General features: G+C 69.7%; 21 protein-coding genes. 17 read left to right on the forward strand and 4 right to left on the reverse strand.

Translation table 11 applies throughout. The features are described from left to right. The first annotated feature begins 27 nt into the window (after nucleotides 1-27). The 13 genes from ABFX50_RS29945 (at nucleotide 28) to ABFX50_RS30005 (ending at nucleotide 15,653) form a co-directional block, all read left to right on the forward strand. The gene (locus ABFX50_RS29945; protein WP_346150914.1) at nucleotides 28-1,527 is read left to right on the forward strand and encodes a golvesin C-terminal-like domain-containing protein; all 1,500 of its coding nucleotides are present in this window, start codon (nucleotides 28-30) and stop codon (nucleotides 1,525-1,527) included. A gap of 134 nt (nucleotides 1,528-1,661) precedes the next feature. Further along, on the forward strand, nucleotides 1,662-2,681 hold the full coding sequence (locus ABFX50_RS29950; protein WP_346150916.1) for a LacI family DNA-binding transcriptional regulator: 1,020 nt from the start codon (nucleotides 1,662-1,664) through the stop codon (nucleotides 2,679-2,681). Continuing rightward, nucleotides 2,678-3,313, forward strand: a complete 636-nt coding sequence (locus ABFX50_RS29955) for a DUF1961 family protein (protein WP_183661868.1) — start codon at nucleotides 2,678-2,680, stop codon at nucleotides 3,311-3,313. Before ABFX50_RS29950 ends, ABFX50_RS29955 begins: the two co-directional genes overlap by 4 nt. Nucleotides 3,314-3,436: 123 nt before the next feature. Next, entirely contained in the window at nucleotides 3,437-4,063 is a 627-nt protein-coding gene (locus ABFX50_RS29960; RefSeq protein ID WP_346150919.1) for a YesL family protein, read from the forward strand. Continuing rightward, complete coding sequence (locus ABFX50_RS29965) at nucleotides 4,063-5,622, forward strand: extracellular solute-binding protein (protein WP_346150921.1); 1,560 nt, start codon at nucleotides 4,063-4,065, stop codon at nucleotides 5,620-5,622. The genes ABFX50_RS29960 and ABFX50_RS29965 overlap by 1 nt, the downstream gene beginning before the upstream one ends. Before the next feature lie 56 nt (nucleotides 5,623-5,678). Beyond that, complete coding sequence (locus ABFX50_RS29970) at nucleotides 5,679-6,650, forward strand: ABC transporter permease (protein ID WP_246453717.1); 972 nt, start codon at nucleotides 5,679-5,681, stop codon at nucleotides 6,648-6,650. Between the two features lie 10 nt (nucleotides 6,651-6,660). Beyond that, the gene (locus tag ABFX50_RS29975; protein ID WP_346150924.1) at nucleotides 6,661-7,548 is read left to right on the forward strand and encodes a carbohydrate ABC transporter permease; all 888 of its coding nucleotides are present in this window, start codon (nucleotides 6,661-6,663) and stop codon (nucleotides 7,546-7,548) included. After that, a complete protein-coding gene (locus ABFX50_RS29980) occupies nucleotides 7,548-8,153 on the forward strand; it encodes a rhamnogalacturonan acetylesterase (RefSeq protein WP_346150926.1) in 606 nt (201 codons plus the stop codon). Before ABFX50_RS29975 ends, ABFX50_RS29980 begins: the two co-directional genes overlap by 1 nt. Beyond that, nucleotides 8,150-10,723, forward strand: a complete 2,574-nt coding sequence (locus ABFX50_RS29985; RefSeq protein WP_346150928.1) for an exo-rhamnogalacturonan lyase family protein — start codon at nucleotides 8,150-8,152, stop codon at nucleotides 10,721-10,723. The genes ABFX50_RS29980 and ABFX50_RS29985 overlap by 4 nt, the downstream gene beginning before the upstream one ends. A 146-nt stretch (nucleotides 10,724-10,869) precedes the next feature. After that, nucleotides 10,870-12,468 carry an ABC-F family ATP-binding cassette domain-containing protein gene (locus ABFX50_RS29990; protein WP_183661855.1) on the forward strand — a complete coding sequence of 533 codons (1,599 nt, stop codon included), beginning with the start codon at nucleotides 10,870-10,872 and terminating at the stop codon, nucleotides 12,466-12,468. Nucleotides 12,469-12,581: 113 nt separating this feature from the next. Further along, the gene (locus tag ABFX50_RS29995) at nucleotides 12,582-12,797 is read left to right on the forward strand and encodes a helix-turn-helix domain-containing protein (protein ID WP_020547488.1); all 216 of its coding nucleotides are present in this window, start codon (nucleotides 12,582-12,584) and stop codon (nucleotides 12,795-12,797) included. A 134-nt stretch (nucleotides 12,798-12,931) separates the two neighbouring features. Continuing rightward, nucleotides 12,932-13,741, forward strand: a complete 810-nt coding sequence (locus tag ABFX50_RS30000; protein WP_346150931.1) for an enoyl-CoA hydratase/isomerase family protein — start codon at nucleotides 12,932-12,934, stop codon at nucleotides 13,739-13,741. A gap of 40 nt (nucleotides 13,742-13,781) precedes the next feature. Then, a complete protein-coding gene (locus tag ABFX50_RS30005; RefSeq protein WP_183661851.1) occupies nucleotides 13,782-15,653 on the forward strand; it encodes an ABC transporter ATP-binding protein in 1,872 nt (623 codons plus the stop codon). A 13-nt stretch (nucleotides 15,654-15,666) separates the two neighbouring features. Here the strand turns inward: ABFX50_RS30005 and ABFX50_RS30010 are convergent, their stop codons facing one another. Further along, nucleotides 15,667-16,545, reverse strand: a complete 879-nt coding sequence (locus tag ABFX50_RS30010) for a sulfotransferase family protein (RefSeq protein ID WP_346150933.1) — start codon at nucleotides 16,543-16,545, stop codon at nucleotides 15,667-15,669. 30 nt (nucleotides 16,546-16,575) lie between these two features. Here ABFX50_RS30010 and ABFX50_RS30015 point away from each other — a divergent pair, with 30 nt between their 5' ends. Genes ABFX50_RS30015 through ABFX50_RS30025 form a run of 3 tightly spaced genes read left to right on the forward strand, consistent with a single transcriptional unit; the run spans nucleotide 16,576 to nucleotide 19,082 of the window. Continuing rightward, on the forward strand, nucleotides 16,576-17,307 hold the full coding sequence (locus ABFX50_RS30015) for an SIR2 family NAD-dependent protein deacylase (protein WP_346150935.1): 732 nt from the start codon (nucleotides 16,576-16,578) through the stop codon (nucleotides 17,305-17,307). Continuing rightward, on the forward strand, nucleotides 17,294-18,166 hold the full coding sequence (locus ABFX50_RS30020) for a S66 peptidase family protein (RefSeq protein ID WP_346150936.1): 873 nt from the start codon (nucleotides 17,294-17,296) through the stop codon (nucleotides 18,164-18,166). Before ABFX50_RS30015 ends, ABFX50_RS30020 begins: the two co-directional genes overlap by 14 nt. Before the next feature lie 46 nt (nucleotides 18,167-18,212). Beyond that, nucleotides 18,213-19,082 (forward strand): hypothetical protein, encoded by an 870-nt coding sequence (locus ABFX50_RS30025; RefSeq protein ID WP_183661843.1) that lies wholly within the window; start codon nucleotides 18,213-18,215, stop codon nucleotides 19,080-19,082. Nucleotides 19,083-19,103: 21 nt separating this feature from the next. Here ABFX50_RS30025 and ABFX50_RS30030 read toward each other — a convergent pair whose 3' ends face one another. Both ABFX50_RS30030 and yczE read right to left on the reverse strand, forming a co-directional pair. Beyond that, complete coding sequence (locus ABFX50_RS30030; RefSeq protein WP_346150939.1) at nucleotides 19,104-20,858, reverse strand: glycoside hydrolase family 15 protein; 1,755 nt, start codon at nucleotides 20,856-20,858, stop codon at nucleotides 19,104-19,106. Between the two features lie 50 nt (nucleotides 20,859-20,908). Continuing rightward, nucleotides 20,909-21,520, reverse strand: a complete 612-nt coding sequence (gene yczE, locus ABFX50_RS30035; protein WP_346150941.1) for a membrane protein YczE — start codon at nucleotides 21,518-21,520, stop codon at nucleotides 20,909-20,911. Nucleotides 21,521-21,582: 62 nt separating this feature from the next. On the opposite strand from yczE, the gene yczR reads away from it, so the two are divergent. Further along, nucleotides 21,583-23,016, forward strand: coding sequence for a MocR-like transcription factor YczR (gene yczR, locus ABFX50_RS30040; RefSeq protein ID WP_346150943.1), 1,434 nt, complete (start codon nucleotides 21,583-21,585; stop codon nucleotides 23,014-23,016). Here yczR and ABFX50_RS30045 read toward each other — a convergent pair. Then, nucleotides 23,000-23,614, reverse strand: a complete 615-nt coding sequence (locus ABFX50_RS30045) for a trimeric intracellular cation channel family protein (RefSeq protein WP_346150945.1) — start codon at nucleotides 23,612-23,614, stop codon at nucleotides 23,000-23,002. The two genes, yczR and ABFX50_RS30045, sit on opposite strands and share 17 nt — an antisense overlap.

The raw sequence follows: 23,614 nt of genomic DNA on the forward strand, positions 1-23,614 counted from the left end.
GACACCCCCCTTGCACGAGGAGCGCTCATGCGCCGATTAGTCGCCCTTGTCGCTACCGCCCTCTCCGCCCTCCTCATCCTCGCCGCGCACCCCGCTCACACCGCCCTCGCCGACCGGGACCCCCTGCGCGCGGCCTTCGACAAGGCCGCCGCCGCCCACGACGTCCCGCGAGACCTGCTGGCCGCCATCGCCTACGCCGAGACGCACCTCGACGGCCACGACGGCAGCCCCAGCGCCAGCGGCGGCTACGGCGTGATGCACCTGGTCAGCAACCCCACCACGCACACGCTGGAGAAGGCCGCCGAGCTCACGGGCCTGCCGGTGGAGAAGCTGCGCGCCGACACGGAAGCCAACATCCTCGGCGGCGCCGCCGTCCTTCGCTCCATCGCCGACGAGCTCGGCCTCGACGAGGCGGCCAGGAAGGACGAGGGCCGCTGGTACCGCGCCGTCGCCAGGTACGGCAACGCCTCCACCCCCGAGCTCTCACGCCTGTACGCCGACGCCGTCTACGAACTGCTCGGGCTGGGCTTCAAGGCCAAGGGCCTGCGCGTGGCGCCCCGCGAGGTCACCGCCGACAGGGGAGAGTACGCCGCGGCGCAGGACCTGAACGCCAGGGCGGTCGCGGCCAGCCCTGACTACCCGAACGCCAGCTGGGTTCCGGCCAACTCCGGCAACTACACCGCCTCGAGCCGCCCGTCGAGCTACGCCATCGACCGGGTGATCGTTCACGTGACCCAGGGCTCCTACGCCGGCACCATCTCCTGGTTCCAGAACCCGAGCGCCAACGTCTCGGCCCACTACGTGATCCGCTCCTCCGACGGCGCCACCACGCAGATGGTCCGCGACAAGGACGTCGCCTGGCACGCGGGCAACTGGAGCTACAACACCCGCTCCATCGGCATCGAGCACGAGGGCTGGGTCAGCGACGCCTCCTGGTTCACCGACGCGATGTACCGCGCCTCGGCCGCGCTGACCCGCCACATCTGCGACAAGTACGGCATCCCCAAGGACCGGACCCACATCATCGGGCACAACCAGGTTCCCGGCGCCACGCACACCGACCCAGGCCCGCACTGGAACTGGACCACCTACATGTCGTACGTGACCGGTGGTGGCGGCGGCACCTGGTCGGCCACGGTCGACAACTCGGGCGCCTTCACCGCCAGCGCCAACTGGGGCACCTCGTCCTACTCCGCCCAGCGCCACGGCGCCGACTACCGCTTCGCGAGCCCGGTCGCGGCCAGCGACCCCGCCTGGTTCAGGGCCAACCTGCCCAGCACCGGCAGCTACCGGGTCGAGGTCTGGTACCCCTCCGACCCCGGCTACAACAGCTCGGCGCCGTACATCGTCGCCACGTCGAGCGGCAATCAGACGGTCTTCGTGGACCAGCGCTCGGGCGGTGGAGGCTGGCGCAGCATCGGCACCTTCACGCTCAACGCCGGTGACCGCGACGTCGTCGGCGTGAGCCGCTGGACGTCGGGCGTGGGCTACGTCGTCGCCGACGCCGTCCGGATCACCCGCCTCTGATCCATCCGAGGGTACGGCACGCGACCTCGCGCGTGCCGTACCCTCTCATCATGAGGCCTTAAGACGATTCAAAAAGATCATGCCTCCCGCTATGATGAGCCCCGTTCACAGCGGGGAAGGCTTCGTGAGGATCAATGGCCACCACGAACATCAAGGAGGTCGCGCAGCTGGCGCGCGTCTCCGTGGGCACGGTGAGCAACGTGCTCAACCGCCCCGAGATCGTCTCTCCCGCCACGAGAGAGCGGGTCTTCGCGGCGATCCGCCAGCTGGGTTTCGTCCGCAACGAGGTCGCCCGCCACCTGCGGGTCGGGCGCAGCCGCACCGTCGGGCTGGTCGTGCTCGACGTGGCCAACCCCTTCTTCGCCGACGTCGCGCAGGGCGCGGAGGCGCTGGCCGACGAGCACGACACCATGGTCGTGCTGTGCAACAGCGCGGCCAGCCCGCACAGGGAGCGCCGCCATCTCGACCAGCTCGAACAGCAGCGCGTGCTCGGCATCCTGATCACGCCCGTGGAGGCCGACAACCCCAGGCTGCTCCAGCTCGCCGCGAGGGGAACCCCTGTGGTCCTGGTCGACAGGGCCGCTCACGGGAGCCAGTGCTCGGTGTCGGTGGACGACAGGCTGGGCGGCAGGCTCGCCGGCAACCACCTCATCGAGCAGGGGCACAGGCGCGTCGCCTTCGTCGGAGGGCCGCTCTCCTTCCAGCAGGTCGCCGACCGTCACGCGGGCATCACCAGCGCCGTCGAGGCGGCCGAGGGCGTCGTGCTCGAGACGCTGTCGATGCCCGCGCTGAGCATCGCCGAGGGCAGGGCAGCGGGGGAGCGCGTCGCCGCGCTGCCGCCGCCGTCCAGGCCGACGGCCGTGTTCTGCGCCAACGACCTGCTCGCGCTGGGCTTCTTCCAGGCGATGACCACGCAGGGGGTGCGGGTGCCGCACGACGTGGCCATCGTCGGCTACGACGACATCGACTTCGCCGCCGCCTCGGCGGTGCCGCTCTCCTCCGTCAGGCAGCCGCGCGACCTGCTCGGCCGTACGGCGATCGACCTGCTGCTCGAAGAGGTCGAGGAGCCCGACAGGCACAGCCACAGACAGGTGATCTTCCAGCCTGATCTGGTGGTGAGGGAGTCCAGCCTCCGACCGGGAGCCGGCACGTGACAGAGCTGTATCGCAACGCACTGGCAGGCCCCTCCGACCTGGAGGGCTTCCGCCTCGAGGGCGACGGGGCGCTGTCCTTCCCCCAGGGCAGGCTGCGCCTGGAGAGCCTGCGCCCGCCCGAGGACGGCCAGGCGGCCAACATCGTGCTGTGGTGCCCGGACGACTTCCCCGCCGACGTCACCGTCGAGTGGGACTTCTGGCCGGTGCGCGAGCCTGGCCTGTGCATCATGTTCTTCCACGCCAGAGGCAGGCGGGGCGAGGATCTGTTCGACCTGGCCCCGCGCACGGGGCCCTACGAGCAGTACCACCACGGCGACCTCGACGCCTACCATGTCTCGTACTTCCGCCGCATGTGGCCGTCGGAGCGCTCGTTGCACACCTGCAACCTGCGCAAGAGCTACGGTTTCCACCTCGTCGCGCAGGGCGCCGACCCCCTGCCCGCGGTCATGGACGCCCAGGGGCCCTATGCCATGAAGCTGACGATCAGCCGGGGGGAGATCTCCTTCCAGGTCAACGGCCTGACCTCCTTCACCTGGAAGGACGACAGCCCGCTGACCGGCGGCAAGATCGGGTTGCGGCAGATGGCCCCGATGATCGGCGAGTACGCGAATCTGCGGGTTTCGACTCATTGACTTTGAGTCGATTCAACACTACGTTCGCAGCACCAACCGCCGTTCACCCGCTTTTTACAGGGCAGGAACCCCGGTGCAACTCTTCATCCCCTTTGGCCGCTCCACCTTCACCGGTGGTGCGACATGACCGGCTCCACCTGGTTGACCAGGCTCTACTCGGCCTGTGACGAGGTGCTGTGGGCGGTCAGGCTCAACCTGCTCTGGATCGTGTTCACCCTCGCGGGCGGCGTGGTCCTGGGGCTCGGTCCCGCCACCGTCGCGGCGTACACGCTGGCGCGGCGGCACGCTGAAAATGAAACGATTCATAGCTGGCGCGAATTTCTCGACGTCTACCGGCGGGAGTTCGTCAGGGGCTCGTTGCTCGTGCTGCCACCAGCGGCGCTGGGCACCGTCCTCGCGGGCAACTACCTGTACTTCTCTGCTCTGGGCCCGGCGGGCGAGGCCCCGAGGGCGGCGACCCTCGTGGCGCTGCTCGTGCTGGTCGTCATCACCGCCCACCTGCTGCCCCTGTACGTCCGCTACGACCTCAGGCTGCCCGCCTACCTGGTCAAGGCTTCACTGTTCGCGCTGGTCCGTCCCGCCTCCACGATCGTGCTGCTGTTCGTCTTCGTGGCGGTGGTCTATGCGGGCGCGACGCTGCCGATCCTCGCCCTCGCCGTCGGCGCGGGAGCGTGGATCCAGCTGAACACCTGGCTCTGCCTGCGCTTCTTCGCGGAGAACGAAGCGCGTCTGCATCCGAAAGGAAACTGATGAGCACATCCCCCCGCCGCCTCCTGGCCGGTGTGTTAACGCTAACAGCCGCTCTCCTCGCCGCCGCCTGTTCGGGCGGAGGAGCAGGCGAGGGTCAGGGCGGCAACAGCACGCTGACCATGATGGTCCCGCTGTTCGGCACGGCTCCCAACCCCTCGGGTGAGATCCAGCAGGCCGTCGAGAAGCTGACCGGCAAGAAGCTCCAGATCACCTGGGTGCCCAACGCCGACTACCCCGACAAGACCAACGTCACGCTGGCCTCGGACAAGATCCCTGACGTCATGGTCATCCAGGACAACAAGGGCCCGTCCTTCGTCAAGGCCGCCGAGGCAGGCGCGTTCTGGGACCTGACCGACAAGCTGGACAAGTACCCGAACCTCAAGCCCAGGAACGAGCAGGTCAGGCTCAACTCCTCGACCAACGGCAAGAACTACGGCATCTACCGCATCAGGCCGCTGCTGCGCTCGGCGGTGCTGCTGCGCAAGGACTGGCTGGACAAGCTCGGCCTGGAGCTGCCCAAGACCACCGACGACCTCTACAACGTGGCCAAGGCTTTCACCGAGAAGGACCCCGACGGCAACGGCAAGAAGGACACCTACGGCCTCATCATCCCGAAGTGGCCGACCCCGATCTTCAACTCCTCCAACCCGTTCAACGCCATCGACGTCTGGTTCGGCGCCCCCAACGGCTACGGCATGCGCGACGGCAAGCTCGTCCCCGAGTTCGACACGCCTGAATTCATGGAGGCCAACCGCTACATGAAGAAGATGGTCGACGAGGGCCTGGTCAACCGCGACTTCGCCACTCTCGACACCGCCAAGTGGAACGACCCGTTCGTCCAGGGCAAGGGCGGCATCATCATCGACGTCAACGTGCGGGCCACCCAGCTGTACAGCCTGCTCAAGGAGCAGGACCCGGACGGCTACGCCAAGAAGCTGGCGATGACCGGCAACCTCTCGCGCCCAGACGGCAAGAAGTTCTCGCTCCCCTTCACCGGCTTCAACGGCATCGTCGCGATCTCCAAGCAGAACATCAGGACCGAGGCCCAGCTCGACGACGTGCTCAAGGCTCTGGACCGGCTGGCCTCCAAGGAGGGCGCGAGGCTCGTCAACAACGGCATCGAGGGGCGTAACTACAAGGTCGAGGACGGCTACGCCGTACGGATCAACGAGAACGACCCCGCGGTCAAGACCATCAACAACGACGTCGACTACGCCTTCATCCAGCTGGGCACCACGTCGAGCGTCGGCGTGGCGGGCGACGCCTACGAGCTCAGGCCGGCGAGCGAGGCGGAGCGGGAGAACCTCAAGCTGCGCAAGGAGCTGGAGGAGCTCGACCTGCAGACGGCGGTGCACGACCCGGCGCTTCCCTACATCTCTCCGACGCTGACGGCCAAGGGCGCGACCCTTCACCCGATCGTCACCGACGCCAGGGTCAAGTACCTGGCGGGAGAGATCACCGAGGAGCAGCTCAAGGCCGAGATCAAGCGCTGGTACGACAGCGGCGGCACGCAGGTCGTCACCGAACTGGGCGCCCTGGTCGCCAAGGCCGGTAACTGATTCGCCAGGGGGCTCGGGAACAGTCCCGAGCCCCCGCGTCACGAAAGGAGGCCGCTTTGGCCACCGACCTGGCGCCGCCTCCCGTGAAGGCGGTCCCACGAAAGCCGAGGCGCCGAGACAGGCTGTCGGTCGGCGCCGCGCTGCTGCGCTACCGCTGGCTCTACCTCATGCTCCTGCCCGGTCTCGTCTACTTCGCGATCTTCAAGTATCTGCCGATGTACGGCCTGACCATCGCCTTCCAGGACTTCGTCCCCTTCCTCGGCTACTCCGGCAGCGAGTGGGTGGGCCTGGCCCACTTCCAGGACCTGTTCACCGGCCCCGACTTCGGCCGCCTGCTCGGCAACACGCTGATCCTCGCGCTCCTGATGATCGTCTTCGCCTTCCCCGCGCCGATCATCGTCGCCCTCATGCTGAACGAGCTGAGGTTCAACGTCCTCAAGCGCTCGATCCAGTCCCTGGTCTACATTCCCCACTTCCTGTCGTGGACCATCGTCGCGTCGTTGACCTACCTGCTGTTCTCGGTGGACTTCGGCGTGATCGCCAACTGGATCCACGGCTTCGTCGGCGGCGCCAAGGTCGACTACGTCGCCCAGGCCGAGTGGTTCAGGCCCATCATCGTCATGCAGACGCTGTGGAAGTCGACCGGCTGGGGCACGATCATCTATCTGGCCGCGCTGGCCGGTGTGAACGCCGACCAGTACGAGGCCGCCCGCATGGACGGCGCAGGGCGCTGGCGGCAGTTCTGGCATGTGACGCTGCCCGCGATCCGCCCGACGATCGTCGTCATGGCCATCCTCACCTCGGGCAACCTGCTGGACGCCAGCTTCGAGCAGCTCTGGCTGATGACCAACTCGCTCAATCGCTCGACCGCCGACGTGTTCGACACCTTCGTCTACTACGTCGGAATCACGCAGGGCGGCTACAGCTACGCGACCGCCGTGGGCCTGTTCAAGGGCGTCGCCGGCGTCGTGCTGATCTTCGGCTGCAACTGGCTCGCCAAGCGCCTCGGTCAGCGTGGACTGTTCTAAAGGAGTTCGTATGTCAGCCAAGAAGTCGGTGGGTCACCACACCTCCGTCGGCAGCCGCGTCTTCGACGCACTCAACATCATGCTGCTCGTGGGCCTGGCCCTGGTCACGGTCCTGCCGCTGCTCTACGTCCTGGCCGGCTCGTTCGCCACCGAGTCGGAGATCGCCTCGCGGCCGTTCTTCCTCTGGCCGGAGAAGTTCGTCACCAGCACCTACGAGTACATCTTCGCCACCGACACCTTCGTCCGCGCGCTGATCACCACGATCGTCGTGACGGCCGTGGGCGCGGCCGTGCAGGTGATCCTCACGCTGACGATGGCCTACCCGCTGGCCAAGCGCTATCTGCCGGGCCGCACGCTGGTGCTCAACCTGGTCATCTTCACCCTCGTCTTCAGCGGCGGCATGATCCCCACCTACCTGGTGGTGCGCGACCTCGGACTGCTCAACAGCTACTGGGCGCTGATCCTGCCGCTGGCGATCAACCCGTTCTACCTGATCATCGTCAAGAGCTTCTTCCAGGAGCTTCCGCAGGCGCTGGAGGAGGCGGCGCGCATCGACGGCTGCAACGAGATGGGCGTCTTCTTCAAGATCGTGCTGCCGCTGTCGAAGCCCATCATCGCGACGTTCTCGCTGTTCTACGCGGTGGGCATCTGGAACGACTACATGTCGCCGCTGCTCTACATCGACGACAACAGCAAGTGGACGCTCCAGGTGATCGTCAGGCAGCTCACCAGCGCCAACGCCGAGAACGCCCTGGCCTCGCTCGACTCGGTCTTCTTCCCCGTGGAGGGCCTGAAGTTCGCCGTCGTCGTCATCGCCACCCTGCCGATCCTGTTCTTCTACCCGTTCCTGCAGAAGCACTTCGCCAAGGGTGTGCTGATCGGGTCGGTGAAGGAGTAGTGGCGATCCTGCTGGCCGGCGACTCGACGGTGGCCTCCTGCCCCGCGTGGGAGGCGCCGATGTCGGGCTGGGGCGCGCAGCTCGGCGCGTTCGTCTCGAGCCCCGTGCGCAACTTCGCCAAGGGCGGCGCGACCACGGCGAGCCACCGGGCCGAGGGGCTGTGGGCGGCACTGCTGCGTGAGGCGGGACCAGGCGACCTCGTCGTGATCCAGTTCGGCCACAACGACCAGAAGGATCCGGCGATCACCTATCAGGAGAACCTGCGGGTGTTCGTCGAGGAGGCTCGCGCCACGGGCGCGAACCCGATCCTGTGCACTCCCGTGCAGCGGCGCAGGTTCGAGGGGGAGCGCCTCGTGCCCACCCACGGCGACCTGCCCCGCCAGGTGCGCGAGCTGGCCGGGCGGGAGGACGTGCGGCTCGTCGACCTCACGCGGGCCACCACCGAGCTCTACGAGCGGCTCGGCCCCGAGGAGTCCAGGTCGCTGTTCACCTGGTTCGGGCCGGGCGAGCATCCGCTCTACCCCGGCGGGATCAGCGACGACACCCACTTCAACTTCCGCGGCGCCGACGCTGTGGCCGCGATCGTGGCGAGGGAGCTTCCATGACGACGCCGACGCCGCTGCACTGGCTGGAGGAGCCGAGGAGACAGGGCGTGACCTGGGGGGTGCCCTGGCCGCGCGGCGCCGTCGGCTCCCACGAGCCCTTCGCCATGGCCGACGGCACCCCGGTGCAGAGCTGGGTGACCGCCACCTGGCCCGACGGCTCGGTCAAGTGGTCTGCTCACGCGATCGGGCCGCAGGCCGTACCGGCGGGCTCGTACGAACTGCTGGCGGGCGGCGAGCCCGCCGCGCCGGAGCGGCCCGTGACCGTGACCAGGGAGAGCGGCCTGGTGCGGGTCGCCACCGGCGAGCGCGAGTGGACGGTGGCCGAGACGGGCGGCACGCTGATCAGCTCGATCCGCCTCGGCGGCCGCGAGCTGGCGCGCGAGGTGCGCCTGGTGAGCCTGCGCCAGGACAGCCCCGACGAGGACGGCTCGCGCGTCCGCCGGCAGGCGAAGGGCCTCGTCCAGCGGGTCGTGGTGGAGCAGGAGGGGCCGGTCAGGGCGGTGCTGCGGCTGGAGGGCCGCCACGGCGACTGGCTGCCGTTCACCGTCCGCCTGTACTTCTACGCCGGCGCCTGCGACGTGCGCGTCGTCCACACCTTCGTCTGGGACGGCGACCCGGAGCGCGACTTCCTGGCCGGGCTCGGGCTGCGCGCCGACGTGGTCATGCGCGACGAGCTCCACGACCGTCACGTGCGGCTGGCGGGGGAGAGCGGCTTCCTCACCGAGGCCGTGCGCGGCCTCACGGGACTGCGCCGCGACCCCGGCCCCGCCGTACGGCAGGCGCAGGTCGAGGGCCGCGCCTGCGGGCCGATCGGCAACCCCGAGGTGGCCGATCGGCTGCACCTGATCCCCGCGTGGAACGACTACACCCTGGATCAGTCCAGCGCCGACGGCTTCACCCTGCGCAAACGCACCGCCCCCGGCCACGCGTGGGTGACGATCCCCTCGGGCACCCGCGCGCAGGGCTACGGCTACGTCGGCGGCGTGAGCGGCGGCCTGGGCTTCGGCCTGCGCGACTTCTGGCGGCTGCACCCCACCCGCATCGACGTGAGGGGCGCGGCCACCGAGCTGGCCACGGCGACGGTGTGGCTGTGGTCGCCGTCCGCGCCCCCCATGGACCTGCGCTTCTACCACGACGGCATGGGCCAGGACACCTTCGCCGAGCAGCTGGAGGGCCTGGAGATCACCTACGAGGACTACGAGCCGGGCTTCGGCGACGCCCGCGGCATCGCCCGCACCCACGAGCTCACGCTCACGGCCTACGAGGCCACCCCCCGCGCCGAGGAGCTGGCCGAGCACGCCACCGCGCTCAACTCTCCAGGGCTGCTGGCCGCCGCCCCCGAGCGGATCCTGCTGGCGGGCGTCTTCGGCGACTGGGGCCTGCCCGACCGGTCGAACGCCGCCCGCGCCGAGATCGAGCAACGCCTGGACCTGCTGTTCGAGCACTACGCGCGCGAACGCGAGCAGCGCAGGTGGTACGGGTTCTGGGACTACGGCGACGTCATGCACACCTACGACGCCGACAGGCACACCTGGCGCTACGACGTCGGCGGCTACGCCTGGGACAACTCCGAGCTCTCGCCCGACCTGTGGCTGTGGTACCAGTACCTGCGCACCGGCAGGGCCGACGTCTTCCGCTTCGCCGAGTCCATGACCCGTCATACGGGGGAGGTGGACGTCTACCACCTCGGCAGGTGGAAGGGCCTGGGCACCAGGCACAACGTGCAGCACTGGGGCTGCTCGTGCAAGCAGCTGCGCATCTCCAACGCCGCCTACCGCCGCTTCTACTTCTACCTGACCGCCGACGAGCGCACCGGCGACCTGCTGGACGAGCTGGCCGCGCCCGAGGAGACCTTCGTCGCGATCGACCCGCTGCGCAAGGTGCGCGACGACGTCTACACCCCCGATCCCTCGGCGCTGTCGGTCGGGCTCGGCGCCGACTGGGGCGCCCTGGCCGCCGCGTGGCTGACCAGGTGGGAGCGGCACGGCGACGAGCGGGCCAGGGACCGCCTGCTGGGCACGATGGCCGACATCGGCGCGCTGCCGCACGGCTTCCTGCACGGCCAGGCCATGCTCGACCTCACCACCGGACGGTTCGACACCGCCGGGCAGGCCCCTGTCACCCTCTCGCACCTGTCGGCGGTCTTCGGGCTGCCCGAGATGTGCGCGGAGCTCATCGCCCTCGACCTGGGCGTCCCCGGCTTCGAGCGGGCCTGGCTCGACTACTGCAGGCTCTACCTCGCCCCCGCCGACGTGCAGGAGGCCGAGCTAGGCCAGGCGCTGAGCGGTGTGTCGCTGGTGCAGGCGCACAGCCGGCTGACCGCCTACGCGGCGGCCCGCACCGGCGACGCCGAGCTGGCCGCGTGGGCCTGGCGCAGGTTCCGCCTCGACGAGGGCGACCAGCTCAACACCAACGCCCTGCAACGCCAGGACGACTGGAGCGCCACGCTCGTCGACGGCCCAGGCGTGCCCGCCCCCGTGATGGAGGCGCCCTTCGTCTCCACCAACGACGCCGCGCAGTACGGCCTGGCGGCCATCCAGAACCTGGCGCTGATCGGCGGGCACCTGTGACCGGGGGAAGCACGGGGCCCGCCCGTCCGTTATGCAGAGGAGGAGGCGTGCCCCTGCCCGTACACTGATCCCCATGCACACTCCCGACTGACCGGCCCCCACGCCGCCATGACCGTCATCCCTATCCCGGGAGTGTCCTTTCCAACATGATCATCGCCAGTGACATCGAGCTGCGCGCGGGCTCGCGCCTGCTCATCGAGAACGCGTCGTTCAGGGTCAACCCAGGAGACAAGATCGGTCTGGTCGGCCGCAACGGCGCGGGCAAGACGACCCTCACCAAGGTCCTGGCCGGTGAGGGGATGCCCGCCGCCGGATCGGTCACCACCTCGGGCAGCGTCGGCTACCTTCCCCAGGACCCCCGCCAGGGCGACCTGCAGGTGCTCGCGCGCGACCGCATCCTGTCGGCCCGCGGCCTCGACGAGGTGCTGCGCAAGCTCCACGAGGCCGAGCTCGGCATGACGAGCGACGACCCGAAGGTGCGCGACAAGGCGGTCAAGCGCTACGGCAGGCTCGAGGACCAGATGCACGTCCTCGGCGGCTACGCGGCCGAGTCCGAGGCGGCCTCGATCGCCTCCAGCCTCGGCCTGCCCGACCGCGTGCTCAAGCAGCCGCTGGAAACGCTCTCCGGCGGTCAGCGCAGAAGGGTGGAATTGGCGCGAATTCTCTTCAGTGGGGCAGAAACTCTCCTTCTGGACGAGCCGACAAACCACCTCGATGCCGACTCAATTGGGTGGCTTCGTGATTTTTTGCGATCACATCAGGGTGGCTTGGTGATCATCAGCCACGATGTTGGTCTTCTTGAAGCGACGGTCAACAAGGTCCTTCACCTCGACGCCAACCGCAGTGTGATCGATATCTACAACGTCGGCTGGAAGGCCTATCTGGCCCAGCGCGAGACCGACGAGAAGCGCCGCAAGCGCGAGCGGGCCAACGCGGAGAAGCAGGCGGGCGCCCTGCTGGCGCAGGCCGACAAGATGCGGGCCAAGGCCACCAAGGCCAAGGCCGCCCAGGACATGATGCGCCGCGCCAACAGGCTGCTGACCGGCACCGAGGAGGTGCGCAAGGGCGACAAGGTCGCCAAGCTGCGCTTCCCCGAGCCGCTGCCCTGCGGCAAGACGCCTCTGATGGCCGACGAGCTGTCGAAGTCCTACGGCTCGCTGGAGATCTTCACCGACGTCAGCATGGCCGTCGACAGGGGCAGCAGGGTCGTCATCCTCGGCCTGAACGGCGCGGGCAAGACCACGCTGCTGCGGCTGCTGGCAGGGGTGGAGCAGCCCGACACCGGCCAGATCAGGCCAGGTCACGGACTCAAGGTCGGCTATTACGCGCAGGAGCACGAGCTCCTCGACGCCGACCGCACGCTGCTGGAGAACATGCGGTCGGCGGGAGGCACGTTCACCGACACCGAGCTGCGCAAGGTGCTCGGCTCGTTCCTGTTCACCGGCGACGACGTCGACAAGCCCGCGGGCGTGCTGTCCGGCGGCGAGAAAACCCGGCTGGCGCTGGCGATCCTGGTGCTGTCGAGCGCCAACGTCCTGCTGCTCGACGAGCCCACGAACAACCTCGACCCGGTCAGTAGAGAGCAGGTTCTTTCGGCGCTAAGGTCCTATTCTGGGGCGATCGTGCTGGTTACGCACGACGAGGGTGCAGTTGAGGCTCTGCAACCCGATAGGGTGATCTTGCTACCTGACGGAACTGAAGACGCTTGGAGCGCTGAATTTTCCGATCTTGTGGCACTTGCCTGATCTTAATTTGAGCGGGTAGGGATCTTTTCCCCTGGAGTAGGTAGCCGATCCCGCTGAAATGACTGATCATGGCGGAGTAACGCTGCGGAAGTCTGGCACTACAGGAGGTACTCGTGGCCGAGACTCTGAAGAAAGGCACCCGGGTGACCGGGGCCGACCGTGAGAAACTGGCCGGCGATCTCAAGAAGCGCTACGCCGCGGGTGAGAGCATCCGCGCCCTGGCCGCTTCTACCGGCCGGTCGTACGGGTTCATCCACCGCATCCTGAGCGAGTCCGGCGTGACTCTGCGCGGGCGCGGCGGGGCCACCCGAGGCAAGTCCAAGCGCTGAGGCCGCCTCGGAAACGCGCGACCGCAGCCGCTCGTCTCCAGTCAGCGTGCCGTCGCGCCCGGGCCTACTAGAACCTCGTTCTAGGGAATTCGGTAGGCTCGGGCGCGACGGACCAGCGACGGCGGGAGTGAGCGATGGCGGAAGCGGTGCTTGGGGGGAGTGCGGAGGACGTCTCCATCAAGGAGGCAGGACTGCGCTACGAGGTGGACGGTGAGATCGCGACGATCACGCTGGATCGACCGGAGAAGCGGAACGCCCAGACGTTCGCTACCTGGTCGGCTCTGGCTCGAATCGGTGACGACCTGCCTGAGCAGGTTCGTATCGTCGTGGTGCAAGGTGAGGGACCGTCCTTCTCGGCAGGGATCGACCTGCGGATGTTCACGCCCGAGGGGGTGCCAGGACAGGGCTCGTTCAGCTCGGTGGCACAACTCGACAACGTCTCGTTCGAGCAGCGGATCGAGCAGGCCCAGCAGGGATTTCTGTGGTTGCGCCGTCCGGAGATCGTCTCCATCGCCGCGGTTCATGGTCACGCCATCGGCGCCGGGTTCCAGCTGGCGCTGGCCTGTGACCTGAGGATCGTGGCCGACGACGTCAAGTTCTGCATGAAGGAGCCCGCACTGGGGCTCGTGCCGGACCTGACAGGGACCAAACCCCTTGTCGATCTGGTCGGAACGGCCAAGGCGATCGACATCTGCCTGACGGCCAGGTTCGTGGACGCGCAGGAGGCGTTCAGGATCGGACTGGCCGAACGCGTCGTCAGCGGCGCAGAGCTGACCCAGGCCGTGCGCGACAAGGCGGCCGAGCTGCTTTCGACCAACCGCGACGCGGCGACGGCGACCAAGCGACTGCTCCAGGGCGCGAGGGGGCGCACCCTGGAGGAGCAGACGGCGGCCGAGAGGGTCGAGCAGGCCGCCAGGATCAAGGCTCTGTTCGCGGTGAGCTGACGCGGGAATCGCGGCGGCTCGCACGACGCTGTGATGGCAGATGGCGATGATGGGCGGGGGCTTCGGGCCCCAGACGATGCGGTCGCTGCGACGTGACGACTCGGTCATGCAGCAGCGGCTGCGTCCCGGCACGGTCAGGCGGATCGCGAGCTACGCCAAGCCCTTCGGCAGGCAGATCACCGCCTTCCTCGTGCTGGTGGTCGCGGGCGCGGTCATCGTGGTCGCCAACCCGCTGCTGATGAAGGCCATCATCGACAACGGCATCCTGCCCAAGCGGCCAGGGGTGGTCATCGGGCTGGCGGTGGCCATCGCCGTCCTCGCCGCCGTCGACGCGGGCCTGACGCTGGCGCAGCGGTGGTTCTCCTCGCGCATCGGCGAGGGTCTCATCTACAACCTGCGCACCGAGGTCTTCGACCACGTGCAGCGCATGCCGGTGGCCTTCTTCATGCGCGCCCAGACCGGCGCGCTGGTCTCCAGGCTCAACACCGACGTCATCGGCGCGCAGCGGGCGCTGACCAGCACGCTGTCGTCGGTCGTCTCCAACGTCATCAGCCTGGTGCTGGTGCTCGGCGCCATGCTGGTGCTGTCGTGGCAGGTCACCCTGGCCGCCCTGGTCCTGCTGCCGGTCTTCGTGCTGCCCGCCAAGTGGGTGGGCAGGCGGATGTCCGTCCTGACCCGCGAGCAGATGCAGCTCGACGCCGAGATGAGCTCGGTGATGACCGAGCGCTTCAACGTGGCGGGCGCGATGGTCGCCAAGCTGTACGGCAGGCCGGAGGAGGAGGCGACGAACTTCGGCGGCAGGGCCGCGAGGGTCCGCGACGTCGGCGTCATCGTGGGCATGTACGGCACCGTGTTCAGGGTCGCGCTCGGCCTGGTCGCCGCGCTGGCCACCGCCCTGGTCTACGGCATCGGCGGCGTCCTGGCCGTCGACGGCTTCTTCGAGCTCGGCACGCTGGTGGCGCTGGCCGCGCTGCTGATGCGGCTCTACGGCCCGCTCACCTCGCTGTCGAACGTGCACGTCGACGTGATGACCGCCCTGGTCAGCTTCGACCGCGTCTTCGAGGTGCTCGACCTCGAGCCGATGGTCGCGGACAAGCCGGGCGCCAGGGCCGTGCCGCCGGGCCCCGTGACGATCGAGTTCGACGACGTCCACTTCCGCTACCCCGCGGCCGAGGAGGTCTCGCTGGCCTCGCTCGAGTCGGTGGCCAGGCAGGACACCGGCCCCTCACACCCCGTGCTCAAGGGCGTCGCCTTCACCGCCGCCCCTGGCAGGCTCATCGCGCTGGTCGGCCCCTCGGGCGCGGGCAAGACCACGATCACCTCGCTGGTCTCCCGCCTCTACGACGTGGACGAGGGCGCGGTGCGCCTCAACGGGCTCGACGTGCGCGACGCCACGCTGGCCTCCCTCCGCGACACCGTGGGCGTGGTCATGCAGGACGCCCACCTCTTCCACGACACCATCGGCGCCAACCTCCGCTACGCCAGGCCGGAGGCCACCGACGAGGAGATCTGGGACGCCCTGCGCGCCGCGCAGATCGCCGACCTGGTCGAGGGGCTGCCCGAGCAGCTCGAGACCGTCGTCGGCGACCGCGGCTACCGCCTGTCGGGCGGGGAGAAGCAGCGGCTCGCCCTGGCCAGGCTGCTGTTGAAGGCGCCGAGCGTGGTCGTGCTCGACGAGGCCACCGCCCACCTCGACTCGGAGTCGGAGGCCGCCGTCCAGCAGGCGCTGAAGACGGCGCTGGCCGGGCGCACCTCGCTGGTCATCGCGCACCGGCTCTCGACGATCAGAGAGGCCGACGAGATCCTCGTCGTCCAGGACGGCAGGGTCGCCGAACGCGGCCGCCACGAGGACCTGCTGGCGCGCGGCGGCCCCTACGCCGAGCTCTACCGCACCCAGTTCAGCCAGCAGTGACGAACGCGGCGCCTCACTGGTAGCCCAGCCGGGTGAGCTCCTCGCGGGCCACCTTCTCCACCAGCTCCCTGTCGGCCGAGCGCAGGCGTGTGCGCCACGAGCCGACCTCGGGGACGCGCGTGCCGTACATGGAGACCCTGGAGACGCGGGTCTCCAGGAAGCTCGACAGCGAGGCGAGGGCCTCGACGGGGGAGAGCGCCAGGTCCTCGTAGCGCAGCGTGAGCAGCTGGTCGGCGGGCAGGTCCCTGCGCAGGGTCGCGCTCAGCCGCACCGCGCTGCGCCAGCGCAGCGCGCACTTGCCCGCCGTCGGCATGCTCTTCCACCTGTCGCGGTGCTCGTCGCGGTTGACCCCCAGGAAGGCGTTGGGGAACTCGGTGTCGTCGCTCAGCATCGACGGCTTGAACCACGACAGGCAGTCGGGGTCGTTGACCATGTCGGCGGTGACGTCGCGGCCGTCGCGGATCAGCTGCACGAAGCGCGCGTCGGGGAAGGCCTGCAGCAGCACCTCGGCGCTGTAGAGCAGGTCGGGGCTGGCGTCGCCGAAGCGCGTGACCGCGGCGGTGGAGACGCAGGGACCGCTGCCTGTCACGCCGCCGGCCTGCCTGCAGGGCAGCGGGCAGTGACCGCACGATCCGGGCAGCACCTGCCAGGACTCGGCCAGAGAGTCGCGCATCACCCGCACCGCGCCCGAACTGCGCGCGATGGAGGGACGGCGGGCGAAGGCGTGCACCACGTGCGCGACCGACTGGCGGCCCATGGTCAGGTGGAAGCCGGGGGAGCGTTTGAGGGCACGCGCGAGCAGGTCCGCGCCGGAGTGCGGAGCACCGAGCAGGAACACCGGCCTGCGGACCTTGATGCCGTTGACCACGAGAATGTGGGGCGGAGGTCGCATACGTCAGGTAAGTGTGACACCGTTTGCGAGGTGAACGAACCGGCCCCGCCCACATCGGTCACCGTGCTCACAGGAGCGGGCATCAGCACCGATTCGGGAATCCCCGACTTCAGAGGGCCCCAGGGCGTGTGGACCAAGGATCCCGCCGCCCAGGCCATGGTCAGCATCGACAGCTACCTGGCCGATCCGCAGGTCCGGCGCAGGGCCTGGCAGGCCCGCAGAGACCATCCCGCCTGGAGCGCCGAGCCCAACGCGGGCCACCGCGCGCTCGTGCTGCTGGAGCGCTCGGGGCTGCTGCGCTCGCTCGTCACCCAGAACATCGACGGCCTGCACCAGAAGGCCGGCTCCACCCGCGTGATCGAGCTGCACGGCACGATCTTCGAGGTGGTGTGCCTGTCGTGCGGGCTCCTCACGCCCATGCGGGAGGTGCTCGACAGGCAGGAGCCCGACCCGCCCTGCCTGCGCTGCGGCGGCATCCAGAAGGCCAACACGATCTCCTTCGGCCAGTCGCTGAAGGAGGAGGTGCTGCGCGAGGCGGTCGCCGCCGCCCGCGAGTGCGACCTGTTCCTGGCCGTGGGCACCTCACTCACCGTCCAGCCGGCCGCCGGGCTGTGCGGCGAGGCGCTGGACGCGGGCGCCGCGCTGGTCGTCATCAACGCCCAGCCCACCCCCTACGACGCGTTCGCCGACCTGGTGATCGACAGGCCGATCGGCGAGGCGCTGCCCGCCCTGGTGAGGGAGCTGATCGATGCGCGCGGGTGACACGGTCGCGATCGTCTCGCCCTCGGGCCCGGCCAACGCGACCCTGCTCGCCAGGGGCGTGCGGCTGCTGGAGGGCCTGGGGCTGAAGGTCGTGCTCGGCGAGCACGTCCTCGACAGGGAGGGCTTCCTGGCGGGCTCCGACGCCGATCGCGCCGCCGACCTGCAGGCCGCCTGGTGCGACCCGGCGGTGTCGGCGGTCTTCTGCTCCAGAGGCGGGTACGGCGCGGCCAGGCTGCTCGACCTGCTCGACTGGGCGGCGATGCGCGAGGCGGGGCCCAAGGTCCTGCTCGGCTCCAGCGACATCACCGCCCTGCACCACGTCGTCGCCACGGAGCTCGGCCTGCCCACGTTGCACGGCCCGATGCCCGCATGCGACGCCGTCACCGACCCTGTCACCTGGGACAACCTCCAGGCCGCGCTGTTCGGCCAGGCGCCGCCCGTCACCGGCGACACGGTGCTGAGGGAGGGCAGGGCCGAAGGGGTCCTGGCAGGGGGCAACCTGTCGCTGCTCGCCTCGCTGTGCGGTACCAGGCACCAGCCCTCCTTCGCCGGCAGGCTCGTTCTCCTGGAGGACATCGCCGAGCATCCCTACCGGATCGACCGGATGCTGACCCAGTTGCTGCAGTCGGGCGTCTTCGACGGTGTGCGCGGCATCGCGCTCGGCTCCTGGGTGGATTGCGGCGACCCGCTGCCCGTGCTCGCCGAGCGGCTCCTGCCGCTCGAAGTGCCTGTCATCGCGGGGTTGCCGGTGGGACACGGCACGCCACAGTGGTCGGTGTGGCTTGGGGCGCTTGGTGTTATCGATACCGAATCGTGCTCCCTGTCTGGTCGGCTTGGCGGCTCGGAGCAGGCAATGTAGAGAGACGGAGAGGGAGATAACCGACGATTTGCGGAGGGCGTGACGCGTGAAGTTCTTCAGGCGTGACCGGGAGCCCTCCCGGAGATCCGTCGAAGACGTCGACCTGGACTCACTCCTGTCGCTGGTGGCCGACTCGCTCGGCTACACCTGCGTCTTCGCCCGCGACGGCGGCTCGCTGACGCTCGGCGGGGGCAGAGAGATCCTGGTCCGCCTGGCGGGTCTGCGCAGGGAGGCGGGCCGCCGTTCCCGCGAGGACTGGCCCGTGCTGGTCTCCGAGCACCTGGCCAACGCCGTCGCGGCGGCCGACGACCTGCTCGACGTGTGCGATCTCGACCAGGTGAAGCCACTGCTGCGCACCAGGGTGGAGTCGGTCGACGCGGTCGAGGACCTCACCAGGGTGGTGGGGCGCTCGCTCAACGGCGACCTGGTCGAGCTGCTGACGGTCGGGGCCCGTTTCGTGCGCCCCGAGGAGGCCGGTTGCTGGCCCATCCCCTCCGGCCAGGCCCTCGACCTGGCGCTGGCCAACGTGCGCGAGGATGAGCGGCTCGCCATCTCCTCCCTCGACCTGTCGGGGCTGCAGGCCTGGCGGCTGTCGGGCCGTACCGTGGCGGCCGCCGCGCACCTGCGCTGGCTCTCGCAGTACGTCTCCGTGCCGGAGGACGGCATGCTGGTCATCCTGCCCGACCCCGCGACGCTGGTGGTCTACCCCGTCGACGGCATCGGGGTGGTGCGCGCCATCGAGCGCATGCGCGTGCACGCCGAGCGCGCGGCGGGCCTCAGCCAGCAGGTCTACTGGTGGCACGAGGGCAGGCTGACCCTGATCAGGGCCGACATCGTGATTCAGGACGGCCAGGCCCGCCTGGTCGTCGCCCCGCCTCCCGAGTTCGCGAGAGTGCTGGCCCGCCTGGCCGCCTAGCTCCCTCGGCAGGCCCGGCGGCTACGACAGCGCGCGGGCGGCGTGGACGAGGGGCACGTGGGAGAAGGCCTGGGGGAAGTTGCCGACCAGGCGGCCGTAGCGGGGGTCGTACTCCTCCGCCAGCAGTCCCACGTCGTTGCGCAGCGTCAGGAGCCTGTCGAACAGCTCGCACGCCTCGTCCTTCCTGCCCTGCATGGCCATCACCTCCACCAGCCAGAAGCTGCAGGCCAGGAAGGCGCCCTCACCTCCAGGCAGGCCGTCGACGTCGTTGTCGGCGGCGACGGGATAACGCAGCACGAAGCCGTCGGACAGCAACTCGTTCTCGATCGCGCTCACCGTGCCGCGCACCCTCGGATCGTCCACCGGCAGGAAGCCCACGATCGGGATCAGCAGCAAGGAGGCGTCGAGCTCGGCCGAGCCGTAGGACTGGGTGAAGGTGTTGCGGACCGGGTCGTAGCCCTTGTCGCAGATCTCGGCGTGGATCTGCGCGCGCAGCGCCTTCCACCGCTCGACGGGCCCCGTGCGGCCGAAGTTCTCGACCTGCCTGATCGCCCTGTCGACCGCCACCCAGCACATCACCTTGGAGTGCGTGAAGTGCCTGCGGGGACCGCGCACCTCCCACAGGCCCTCGTCGGGCTCGTCCCAGTGGTCCTCCACGTAGTCGAGCAGCTCGCGCCCGATGGACCACGCCCTGTCGTCGGGGGCCAGGCCGGAGGTGCGCGCGAGGTAGAGGCAGTTCATGACCTCGCCGTAGACGTCGAGCTGCAGCTGCTCGACCGCGCCGTTGCCGATGCGCACGGGGCGGGAGTCCTCGTAGCCCGCCAGCCAGCCGAGCTCCATCTCGGGCAGGCGGCGCTCGCCCGCCACGCCGTACATGATCTGCAGGTCCTGTGGCCTGCCCGCGATGGCCCGCAGCAGCCAGGTGCGCCAGGCGGCGGCCTCGTCGAGGTAGCCCGCGCCGATGAGGGCGTCGAGCGTCATGGTGGCATCACGCAGCCAGCAGAAGCGGTAGTCCCAGTTGCGCACCCCGCCCAGGTCCTCGGGCAGTGACGTCGTCGGAGCGGCCACGATGCCGCCGGTCGGGGCGTAGGTGAGGGCCTTCAGCGTGATGAGCGAGCGGACCACGGCCTCGCGCCACGGCCCCTTGTAGGTGCACTGCTCCACCCACTCGGCCCACAGCTCCTCGGTCTGGACGAGGTGGTCCTCGGCGGAGATCAGCCTGGGCATCGGCTCGTGCGAGGGATGCCAGGTGAAGACGAAGGCGACCCGCTCGCCCTCCTTGACGTGGAAGGTGGCGCGGTGGGCGTAGTCGCCGCCCTTGAGCGGCACGGGGGAGTGCAGCCAGATGGAGTCGGGGCCGCCGACGGCCTGCAGGTGGCCGTTGGTGCGGCGCACCCACGGCACGATCCTGCCGTAGTCGAAGCGGATCCTGATCACGGTGGACATCTCCACCGTGCCCGACACCCCCTCGACGATGCGGACCACGTCGGGGTTGCGGTCGCGCGGCGGCATGAAGTCGATCACGCGGACGGTGCCCGTGGGGGTGTCGTACTCGCTCTCCAGGATGAGCGTCTCGTCCCTGTAGCGGCGTCTGTCGGCCATCGGTCGGCCGGTGGGGCCGAGCCACCAGTGGCCGTTGCGCTCGCTGCCGAGCAGCGCGGCGAAGCACGACGGCGAGTCGAACCTCGGCAGGCAGAGCCAGTCGATCGAACCGTCGCGGCCCACCAGCGCCGCCGACTGCATGTCCCCGATGAGGGCGTAGTCCTCGATCCGCATGCACCAGACGGTACTAGGTCCAACCGCCCCCGCGAACGCCCGAAGAGCCGTCAGTGCTGGCCCGGCAGAGGGAACCAGCGGGTGAACACCTGCGTGATCGGGCCGATCGCCACGGCGAAGAGCAGCGTGCCGACGCCGACCGTGCCGCCGAGCAGCCAGCCGATCGCCACGACTGAGATCTCGATGAGGAAGCGCGCGAGCCGCACGGACAGGCCCAGCCTGATCAGGCCGGTCATGACGCCGTCGCGTGGGCCTGGGCCCATGCCCGCGCCGATGTAGAGGAGGGTGGCCAGCGCGACCGCGACGATGGCCGACAGCAGGTATGCCCACGCCACCGTCCAGTGGCCAGGGCTGGGCAGCAGGTAGATGGCGGCGTCGGCGAACAGGCCAAGGAAGATGATGTTGCTGATGGTGCCGATGCCCGGCTTCTGCCGCAGCGGGATCCACAGCAGCATGACCAGCGCGCCCACCAGGATGATCCAGGTGCCGATCGACAGGCCGGTCCTGACGGCCAGGCCCTGGTGGAAGACGTCCCACGGGTCGTTGCCCAGGGCCGACTCCACCTGCAGGCCGATGCCGGTGCCGTACAGGGCCAGGCCGCCGTACAGGCGGAGGAGGCGGGAGGGCAGCGAACCAAGGGACGGAAGGGAAATCTCACTCATAATGCCCCAATCATCCAGGCCAGTGGTTTGCATCAAAAGGGCCAATCAGCGAAAGTGGCCTTATGTCAGAACGTCACCTGTCGGCGCAGCAGCTCGGCCGGCTCCTCGACACCGACCGCTCGGCCCGCCCGTTCTACCGGGCGCTGGCCCAGGGCGTGCGGGGGCTGGTGCGCGACGGCAGCGTGCCCGTGCGGATGCGCATGCCCGCCGAGCGGCACCTGGCGCAGGAGCTCGGCGTCAGCCGCACGACGGTCACGGCCGCCTACGACCTGCTGCGCGAGCAGGGCTACCTCGACAGCCGCCAGGGGTCGGGCAGCTGGACCGCGCTGCCCGACCCCTCGGTGTGCGCCGACAACCCGTGGCTGTCGGTCGACGACGACGGCCTGCTCCAGATGCACTGCGCCGCCCCTCCCGCCACCACGATGCTGACCGAGGCGGTGGCGGGCGCCATGGAGGACCTGCCGAGATACGGCATGGGCACCGGCTACGACCCGATGGGCCTGCCCGCGCTGCGCGAGCGCATCGCGGCCCACTACACCGCGAGGGGCCTGGCCACGCGCCCCGAGCAGATCCTGGTCACGACGGGCTCCCAGCACGCCCTGCAGCTCGTCATGAGCCTGCTGCTCACGCCTGGCGACCCCGTCGTCGTCGAGTCGCCCACCTACCCGCACGCCATCGACGCCGCCCGCCACCGCGGGGCGCGCATCGTGCCGGTCGGCATCACGGCGGAAGGCTGGCAGCCGGACCTGATGGCGGGCGCCATGCGCCAGTCGGCCCCCCGGCTGGCCTACCTCATGCCCGACTTCCAGAACCCCACGGGCGCGCTGATGGACGACGCCACCCGCGCCGCCGTCGTCGGCATGGCCAGGCGCGCAGGCACCACGCTGCTGGTCGACGAGACCTGGACCGAGCTCGGGATCGACGCGCCGAACGAGGCGGCGCCGATGGCCGCCTTCGACACCGACAGCAGAGTGATCACCATCGGCTCGGCCTCCAAGCTGTGGTGGGGCGGGCTGCGCATCGGCTGGATCCGCACGACCGCGGCGCTGGCGCGCGGCCTGGCCGTGCACCGCTCGGCCGTCGACATCGCCAGCCCCGTGCTCGACCAGCTCGTCGTCGCCAGGCTCTTCGACCGCATCGAGGAGACCCGCGCCGAGCGCCGCCGCTCCCTCACCGCCTCCAGGTCGGCGCTGGTGGCGGCGCTGCGCGAGCACCTGCCCAAGTGGTCCTTCACCGTGCCGCGCGGCGGCGGCACCCTGTGGGTACGGCTGGCGGGCGAAGGCGCCACCCCCCTCGCCGAGGCCGCCGCCTACCACGGCGTACGGCTCGCGCCTGGTCCATGGTTCGGTGTGAGCGGCACTCTCGAGGGCTACCTCCGCCTGCCCTTCACCCAGTCGCCCCAGGTCATCACCGAGGCGGTGGCCCGTCTCGCCGAGGCCCGCGCCACCGGCCCCGTCGGCTCGCGCCCCGCCGACCCGCTCATTCGGATGGTGTGACCCCGCTGGCCAGCGGGGCGCGCCAGCCGTACTTCATGGCCAGGATGCGCAGCCCGAAGGCCAGGACGGCGGAGGTCAGCACCGCGGGCCAGCCGTGCAGGCCGAGCTCGAAGAAGGCGGCCATCGCCGCCGAGCCGAGCATCGCGGGCACGGCGTAGAGCTGGCGGTCGTAGAGCAGTGTCGGGATCTCTCCCGCCAGCATGTCGCGCAGCACACCCCCTCCGACGGCGGTGGTCACGCCGAGCAGGGCCGCGTGCAGCGGCGACAGGTCGTACAGCAGCGCCTTCTCCGTGCCGACCGCGCAGAACAGGCCGAGGCCCGCGGCGTCGAGGACGAGCAGGAGCGGCATGATGCGGGCGACCTGCGGGTGCCAGAAGAAGACGATCGCCGTGGCCCCGATGGGCACCAGCACGTAACCCAGGCTCTGGAAGGCGGCCGGCGGCACGTTGAGTATCAGGTCGCGCATGATGCCGCCGCCGAGCGCGGTCATCGAGGCCAGCACCGCCATGCCCACCACGTCGAGGCGTTTGCGCACGCCCATGAGGGCGCCTGACAGGGCGAAGACGAGGATTCCGGCGAGATCGAGCAGTTCCGACAC

Origin of the sequence: Nonomuraea recticatena (genome assembly GCF_039533245.1) — a bacterium.
GTDB lineage: Bacteria > Actinomycetota > Actinomycetes > Streptosporangiales > Streptosporangiaceae > Nonomuraea > Nonomuraea roseola.